This window comes from Streptomyces sp. NPDC056480 (assembly GCF_042795405.1).
GTDB lineage: Bacteria > Actinomycetota > Actinomycetes > Streptomycetales > Streptomycetaceae > Streptomyces.
Window position 1 is genome coordinate 1 of the sequence record NZ_JBHTSA010000205.1, and the last position, 7,445, is coordinate 7,445.

The 7,445-nt window shown below is 69.2% G+C and carries 8 protein-coding genes; 6 read left to right on the forward strand and 2 right to left on the reverse strand.

Annotated elements, in window-relative coordinates; all coding sequences use genetic code 11:
• The 3 genes from ACFQ79_RS39515 to ACFQ79_RS39525 all read left to right on the forward strand — a co-directional run.
• Positions 1 to 1,353: M16 family metallopeptidase (locus ACFQ79_RS39515; protein WP_383592959.1), on the forward strand; the 1,353-nt coding region annotated here is incomplete at its 5' end.
• A 25-nt stretch (positions 1,354 to 1,378) separates the two neighbouring features.
• Positions 1,379 to 2,131: a 4-hydroxy-tetrahydrodipicolinate reductase gene (gene dapB, locus ACFQ79_RS39520; protein ID WP_383592962.1), complete on the forward strand. Its 753-nt coding sequence runs from the start codon at positions 1,379 to 1,381 to the stop codon at positions 2,129 to 2,131.
• 5 nt (positions 2,132 to 2,136) lie between these two features.
• Entirely contained in the window at positions 2,137 to 2,589 is a 453-nt protein-coding gene (locus tag ACFQ79_RS39525) for a hypothetical protein (protein WP_383592965.1), read from the forward strand.
• On the opposite strand, the gene ACFQ79_RS39530 is transcribed toward ACFQ79_RS39525, so the two are convergent.
• Together ACFQ79_RS39530 and ACFQ79_RS39535 are read right to left on the reverse strand one after the other, a co-directional pair.
• On the reverse strand, positions 2,579 to 3,139 hold the full coding sequence (locus tag ACFQ79_RS39530) for a hypothetical protein (protein WP_383592968.1): 561 nt from the start codon (positions 3,137 to 3,139) through the stop codon (positions 2,579 to 2,581). The genes ACFQ79_RS39525 and ACFQ79_RS39530 overlap by 11 nt on opposite strands.
• Before the next feature lie 54 nt (positions 3,140 to 3,193).
• Complete coding sequence (locus tag ACFQ79_RS39535) at positions 3,194 to 3,433, reverse strand: hypothetical protein (protein WP_383592974.1); 240 nt, start codon at positions 3,431 to 3,433, stop codon at positions 3,194 to 3,196.
• Positions 3,434 to 3,586: 153 nt separating this feature from the next.
• On the opposite strand from ACFQ79_RS39535, the gene thyX reads away from it, so the two are divergent.
• The 3 genes from thyX to ACFQ79_RS39550 all read left to right on the forward strand — a co-directional run bounded on the left by thyX (position 3,587) and on the right by ACFQ79_RS39550 (position 7,190).
• A complete protein-coding gene (thyX, locus tag ACFQ79_RS39540; protein ID WP_376460289.1) occupies positions 3,587 to 4,327 on the forward strand; it encodes an FAD-dependent thymidylate synthase in 741 nt (246 codons plus the stop codon).
• Positions 4,328 to 4,505: 178 nt separating this feature from the next.
• The gene (gene dapA / locus ACFQ79_RS39545) at positions 4,506 to 5,405 is read left to right on the forward strand and encodes a 4-hydroxy-tetrahydrodipicolinate synthase (RefSeq protein ID WP_383592971.1); all 900 of its coding nucleotides are present in this window, start codon (positions 4,506 to 4,508) and stop codon (positions 5,403 to 5,405) included.
• 99 nt (positions 5,406 to 5,504) lie between these two features.
• The gene (locus ACFQ79_RS39550; protein WP_187622947.1) at positions 5,505 to 7,190 is read left to right on the forward strand and encodes a ribonuclease J; all 1,686 of its coding nucleotides are present in this window, start codon (positions 5,505 to 5,507) and stop codon (positions 7,188 to 7,190) included.
• Positions 7,191 to 7,445 lie beyond the last annotated feature (255 nt).

Below are 7,445 nucleotides of genomic sequence, written 5' to 3' on the forward strand. Positions count from 1 at the left end.
GCCCGCCCCTCCTCGGAGGGGCGGGCCGTCGCCCGTACCCAAACGCTTCTCCCGGGCAAGGACGGCATCGGCACGGTCCGCCGCACGACCCTCCCCGGCGGCCTCCGGATCGTCACCGAGACCCTTCCCTCCGTACGCTCCGCCACCTTCGGCATCTGGGCGCACGTCGGATCCCGCGACGAGACCCCGGCGCTCAACGGCGCCACCCACTACCTGGAGCACCTCCTCTTCAAGGGCACCCGCAAGCGGTCCGCCCTCGACATCTCCGCCGCGATCGACGCGGTCGGCGGCGAGATGAACGCCTTCACGGCGAAGGAGTACACCTGCTACTACGCCCGGGTCCTCGACACCGACCTGCCGCTGGCGATCGACGTCGTCTGCGACATGCTCACGGGCTCGCTCATCCTCGAAGAGGACGTGGACGCCGAGCGCGGTGTCATCCTCGAAGAGATCGCGATGACCGAGGACGACCCCGGTGACGTCGTGCACGAGCTCTTCGCGCGGACCATGTTCGGCGACACCCCGCTGGGCCGCCCGGTCCTCGGCACCGTCGACACGGTCAACGCGCTCAGCCGCGGCCAGATCGCCCGCTTCTACAAGAAGCACTACGACCCCACCCACCTGGTCGTGGCCGCCGCGGGCAACGTCGACCACGCCACGGTGGTACGCCAGGTCCGCCGCGCCTTCGAGAAGGCCGGCGCCCTCACCCGTACCGACGCCGTCCCCGTCGCCCCGCGCGACGGCCTGCGCACCCTGAGCGCGGCGGGCCGCGTCGAGCTCCTGAACCGCAAGACCGAGCAGGCCCACGTGGTCCTCGGCATGCCGGGTCTGGCCCGCACCGACGAGCGCCGCTGGGCCCTCGGCGTGCTGAACACCGCCCTCGGCGGAGGCATGTCCTCCCGCCTCTTCCAGGAGGTCCGCGAGAAGCGCGGTCTGGCCTACAGCGTGTACTCGTACACCTCGGGCTTCGCCGACTGCGGCCTCTTCGGGGTGTACGCGGGCTGCCGTCCGGGCCAGGTCCACGACGTCCTGAAGATCTGCCGCGACGAGCTCCACAAGGTCGCCTCCGACGGCCTCACGGACGACGAGATCGCCCGCGCCGTGGGCCAGCTCTCCGGTTCGACGGTGCTCGGCCTGGAGGACACCGGCGCGCTGATGAACCGCATCGGCAAGAGCGAGCTGTGCTGGGGCACCCAGATGTCGGTCGACGACATGCTGGACCGGATCGCGGCCGTCACCCCGGACGAGGTCCGCGAGGTCGCACGCGATGTACTGGACCAGCGGCCCTCGCTCTCGGTGATCGGCCCGCTGAAGGACAAGCAGGCGGACCGCCTCCACCAAGCGGTCTCCTGACCCACAAGTCCCCTAAGGAAGAGCAATGAGCAAGCTGCGCGTGGCGGTCCTCGGTGCACAGGGCCGTATCGGCTCCGAGGCCGTGAGGGCCGTCGAGGCCGCCGAGGACATGGAACTGGTCGCGGCCCTCGGCCGTGGCGACAAGCTGGAGCGCCTCGTCGAGGCGGACGCCCAGGTCGTCGTCGAGCTGACCACCCCGGCCTCGGTCATGGACAACCTCGACTTCTGCGTGCGCCACGGCATGCACGCGGTCGTCGGCACCACCGGCTGGACCGAGGAGCGTCTCGCGCAGCTGCGGACCTGGCTCGCCGCCTCCCCGGAGACCGGCGTCCTCATCGCTCCGAACTTCTCCATCGGCGCGGTCCTCACCATGAGGTTCGCCCAGCTCGCGGCCCCGTACTTCGAGTCCGTCGAGGTGGTCGAGCTGCATCACCCGCACAAGGTGGACGCCCCCTCCGGCACCGCCACCCGGACCGCCCAGCTGATCGCCGCCGCCCGTGCCGAGGCCGGGCTCGGCGCCCAGCCGGACTCCACGGCGACCGCCCTGGACGGGGCGCGCGGCGCCGACGTCGACGGCGTCCGCGTCCACTCCGTACGCCTGTCGGGTCTGCTGGCCCACCAGGAGGTACTGCTCGGCGGTGAGGGCGAGACCCTGACGGTCCGTCACGACTCGCTGCACCACTCCAGCTTCATGCCGGGCATCCTTCTGGGCGCCCGCCGTGTCCCCAGCACTCCGGGCCTCACCTTCGGCCTGGAGCACTTCCTGGACCTGGGCTGACGGCCGTGGGCGGAAAGATCACGTACGTCTTCCTCTCCACCGTGCTCGTCCTCGTCTTCGGCGTGGTGGCGATGGAGGGCGTGCTGCTCCTCCTCACCGGTGAGCCGGCCGCCATGGGCATGGGCGCGGTGGCGTTCCTGCTGCCCGCGGTCGGCGGCTGGTTCCTCTGGAAGAACACCCGGTTCGCCCGTCAGGCGGGCCGCCTCGCCACCGAGCTGGAGGCGGAGGGCGGCCTGCCCGTCGACGAGCTGAAGCGCACCGAGGGCGGCCGGATCGACCGCGACTCGGCCGACGAGGTCTTCGCCCGGCGCAAGGCCGAGACGGAGGACACCCCGGACGACTGGCGCTGCTGGTTCCGGCTCGCGGTCGCCTATCACGACGCCCGCGACACCCCGCGGGCCCGTAAGGCGATGCAGCGGGCCATCGCCCTCCACGAGGGGCGTCCGGTCAGCGCGTGACGGCCGGGGCCACGCCGTACTCGGCGTTCCAGGCCTCGACCGTGTCGGCCGCCCGGTCGAAGGCCTCGACACGGGAGAGGAAGTCGGCGTTGTGGTCGGTGAGCAGCATCAGCGGCTCACCACCCTGCCGGCCGAGCACCAGGGCCTGACCCTGGACCGTACGGGGGAGCCCCAGCCAGCGCACCGGCTGCTGCACGGTGCGGACGGAGGTCACCTTCGTCCACGCCACGGTGGCGGTCGAGAAGAAGGCCACGCGGCGGATCCCGGCGCGGCTCACCCAGGTGCCCATGCGCAGCATGCGCAGGGCGGCCAGGATGACGAGTACGGCGGTGGCCAGGGTGGCGGCTCCACCGCTGAATCCTCCGGCCGCGGTGATGATCACCGCGGCGAGGAGGACGAACGAGGCCAGCAGCAGCGCGAGCGCCGCCGCCCCGACCCGCCAGGACCCGGGCCGATAGGGACGACGCCACTGGTCGTGGTCGTCGAACGGCAGGGCGACGTGGTCGGTCGTGTCAAAAGCACGGTCGGCCGTCAGAAAGGGCAGGGGCACGACAGGTCCTCACTCACAAGCACGCTCGAAGGGGCGATGCCCGGTGAGGCTACCTCAGCGGTTGTCGGAGGCTTCGGACTGCTGCTGATGAGTGGTGGAGTCGCCCGGCTGAAGGGATGGCATCCCGAAGATCAACGAGCCCACCAGGCCGGCCACGACGGTCAGCCCCAGCAGGGTCCGGCCCACGATCTGCGAGGCGCCGAGGCGCTCACGGGGTGGTGGAGTGACGTTACTGCGGAAGTGGTCGGCCTCCGCGACGAACGCGAACGGTACGGCCTCTTTCCGGCTGAACATCAGATCCACTCTCCTCGGGTTGTCGTCATGCGTCACAGGGAGAGACGACAGAACCGAGGTTTTGGTGCCCTATTTCACCAAAGCAGCCGAATCTCATCCTCCGGTAGGACGTCGTTAGAGTGGGCGACTGCACCCCGACTGGAAGGACCGCTGGTGAGCGACAGCCCCACCGAGAACGTGAAGATCGACTTCCGGAGCGACGTCACCGTTGACCTGGTCAAGAGCGCGGCGGCCGACTCCGACGTCCTCTGGGCGGCCCGGGTCTCCACGGCGGGCGAACAGTCCCTCGAAGAGCTCCAGAAGGACCCGGAGCGCTCGAAGGGCCTCATCAACTACCTGATGCGGGACCGCCACGGCAGCCCCTTCGAGCACAACTCGATGACGTTCTTCATCAGCGCCCCGATCTTCGTGTTCCGCGAGTTCATGCGCCACCGCGTGGGCTGGTCGTACAACGAGGAATCGGGCCGCTACAGGGAGCTCCAGCCGGTCTTCTACGTCCCGGACACCTCCCGCAAGCTCGTCCAGGAGGGCCGCCCCGGCAAGTACGTCTTCGTCGACGGCACCCAGGAGCAGCACGACCTGGTCAGCCGCACGATGGAGGACTCGTACCGTCAGGCGTACGCCACCTACCAGGAGATGCTCGCCGCCGGCGTCGCCCGCGAGGTCGCCCGCTCGGTCCTCCCCGTCGGCCTCTTCTCCTCGATGTACGCCACGTGCAACGCTCGCTCGCTGATGCACTTCCTCGGCCTGCGCACCCAGCACGAGCTCGCCGCGGTCCCGTCCTTCCCGCAGCGGGAGATCGAGATGGTCGGCGAGAAGATGGAGGAACACTGGGCCCGGCTGATGCCGCTGACCCATGGAGCCTTCAACAAGAACGGCCGTGTGGCCCCATAGGGCACAGATGTCCGAACCCCTCGAGCGAAGTGTCCGTATTGCGACGTTTCACGAAGTTCATCTAGGCTGATCAAACGGACCCGGCGCTGCCTGAACCCCCGAGCAGGCAGCGCCGGGCTCCCTTTCTCCTGTCCCCCTAGGGGACACCCGGCGCTGAGCAGCGAGTAGCGTGTTACCCATGGCTCCGATCTCCACTCCGCAGACCCCCTTCGGGCGGGTCCTCACCGCCATGGTCACGCCCTTCACGGCGGACGGCGCACTCGACCTCGACGGTGCCCAGCGACTGGCCACCCATCTGGTGGACGCAGGCAACGACGGCCTCGTCGTCAACGGCACCACCGGCGAGTCCCCCACCACCAGCGACGCGGAGAAATCGGAGCTCGTACGAGCGGTACTGGAGGCGGTCGGCGACCGCGCCCACGTCGTGGCCGGCATCGGCACCAACGACACCCACCACTCCATCGAGCTCGCCCGCACCGCCCAGCGGGACGGCGCACACGGCCTGCTCGCCGTCACGCCGTACTACAACAAGCCCCCGCAGGAGGGCCTGTACCGGCACTTCTCGGCCATCGCCGACGCCACCGAGCTCCCGGTGATGCTCTACGACATCCCCGGCCGCAGCGGCGTCCCGATCGACACCGAGACGCTCGTCCGGCTCGCCGAGCACCCGCGCATCGTCGCCAACAAGGACGCCAAGGGCGACCTCGGCCGCGCCAGCTGGGCCATCGCCCGCTCCGGCCTCGCCTGGTACTCCGGCGACGACATGCTCAACCTGCCCCTGCTCTCCGTCGGCGCCTGCGGCTTCGTCTCCGTCGTCGGCCACGTCGTCACCCCGGAGCTCCGCGCCCTCCTCGAGGCCCACCTGGGCGGCGAGATCCAGAAGGCCACCGAGATCCACCAGAAGCTGCTCCCGGTGTACACCGGGATGTTCCGCACCCAGGGCGTCATGACCACCAAGGCCGCCCTCGCCCTCCAGGGCCTCCCCGCCGGTCCCCTGCGGCTGCCCCTCGTGGAGCTGTCCCCCCAGGAGACCGAGCAGCTCAAGATCGACCTGGCCGCCGGCGGGGTAGAGCTCTGACAACGGACTTCACAACTGAACACTGACAACAGCAAGTGCACGAATGTCATGCGCGCCACGTGCCAAGGGGTACGTGGCGTGCGTGGTGAGGAGAGTCTTTTGAGTCATCCGCATCCTGAACTCGGTGCCCCGCCGAAGCTGCCGAAGGGCGCCCTGCGCGTCATCCCGCTCGGGGGGCTCGGTGAAATCGGCCGAAACATGACGGTCTTCGAATTCGACGGCCGTCTGCTCATCGTCGACTGCGGCGTCCTCTTCCCCGAAGAGGAGCAGCCCGGCATCGACCTGATCCTCCCGGACTTCACCATCATCCGGGACCGCCTCGACGACATCGAAGGCATCGTGCTCACGCACGGCCACGAGGACCACATCGGTGCCGTCCCCTACCTGCTCCGGCTCAAGCCGGACATCCCGCTGATCGGCTCCAAGCTGACCCTCGCCCTGATCGAGGCCAAGCTCCAGGAGCACCGCATCCGCCCCTACACCCTCGAGGTGAAGGAGGGCGACCGGGAGATCCTGGGCTCGTTCGACTGCGAGTTCATCGCGGTCAACCACTCCATCCCGGACGCGCTCGCGGTCGCGATCCGCACCCCTGCGGGCATGGCCGTCGCCACCGGCGACTTCAAGATGGACCAGCTCCCGCTGGACGGCCGCCTCACCGACCTCCACGCGTTCGCGCGGCTGAGCGAGGAGGGCATCGACCTCCTTCTCTCGGACTCCACGAACGCCGAGGTCCCGGGCTTCGTCCCGCCGGAGAAGGACATCTCCAACGTCCTGCGCACGGTCTTCGCGAACGCCCAGAAGCGCATCATCGTGGCCAGCTTCGCCAGCCACGTGCACCGCATCCAGCAGATCCTCGACGCCGCCCACGAGTACGGCCGCAGGGTCGCCTTCGTCGGCCGTTCGATGGTCCGCAACATGGGCATCGCCCGCGACCTGGGCTACCTCCGGGTCCCGGCCGGCCTCGTCGTGGACGTGAAGACCCTCGACGACCTGCCGGACGACGAGGTCGTGCTGGTCTGTACGGGTTCCCAGGGCGAGCCGATGGCGGCCCTGTCCCGCATGGCCAACCGCGACCACCAGATCCGGATCGTCCCCGGCGACACCGTGATCCTGGCGTCGTCCCTGATCCCGGGCAACGAGAACGCGGTCTACCGCGTGATCAACGGCCTGACCCGCTGGGGCGCGAACGTCGTCCACAAGGGCAACGCCAAGGTCCACGTCTCGGGCCACGCCTCGGCCGGCGAGCTGCTGTACTTCTACAACATCTGCCGCCCGAAGAACCTCATGCCGGTCCACGGCGAATGGCGCCACCTCCGCGCCAACGCCGAGCTCGGCGCGATGACGGGCATCCCCAAGGACCACATCGTCATCGCCGAGGACGGCGTCGTCGTCGACCTGGTCGACGGCCGCGCCCGGATCACCGGCAAGGTCCAGGCGGGTTACGTGTACGTCGACGGCCTGTCGGTCGGCGATGTCACCGAGACCTCCCTCAAGGACCGCCGGATCCTCGGCGAGGAGGGCATCATCTCGGTCTTCGTCGTGGTCGACTCCTCGACGGGCAAGATCGTGGGCGGCCCGCACGTCCACGCCCGCGGCTCGGGCATCGACGACTCCGCGTTCGACGCGGTGCTCCCGAAGATCGACCAGGCCCTGAACAAGTCGTTCCAGGACGGCGTCGTGGAACCCCACCAGCTCCAGCAGCTGATCCGCCGCAGCGTCGGCAAGTGGGTCTCCGACACCTACCGCCGGCGTCCGATGATCCTTCCGGTCGTCGTAGAGGTCTGACAGGTCTGACGGCCTGACCAGCGCAGCACCGGAGCGGGGCCCCTCGATTTGCATCGGGGCGCCCCGCTCCAGTACGTTTACGGCTCCGCCAGAACGGGAAGCCCCGGCGCCGACGTGCGCCCGAACGCTTCTCACGGAGGCGGAAAAACCGACTCAGATCTTCTGATAAAGTCGGAACCGCCGAAAGGCCCCCGGAGTGAAAACAAAAGGGACCGGAAAGCACCGAGGAAATCGGATCGGAAAGATCTGATAGAG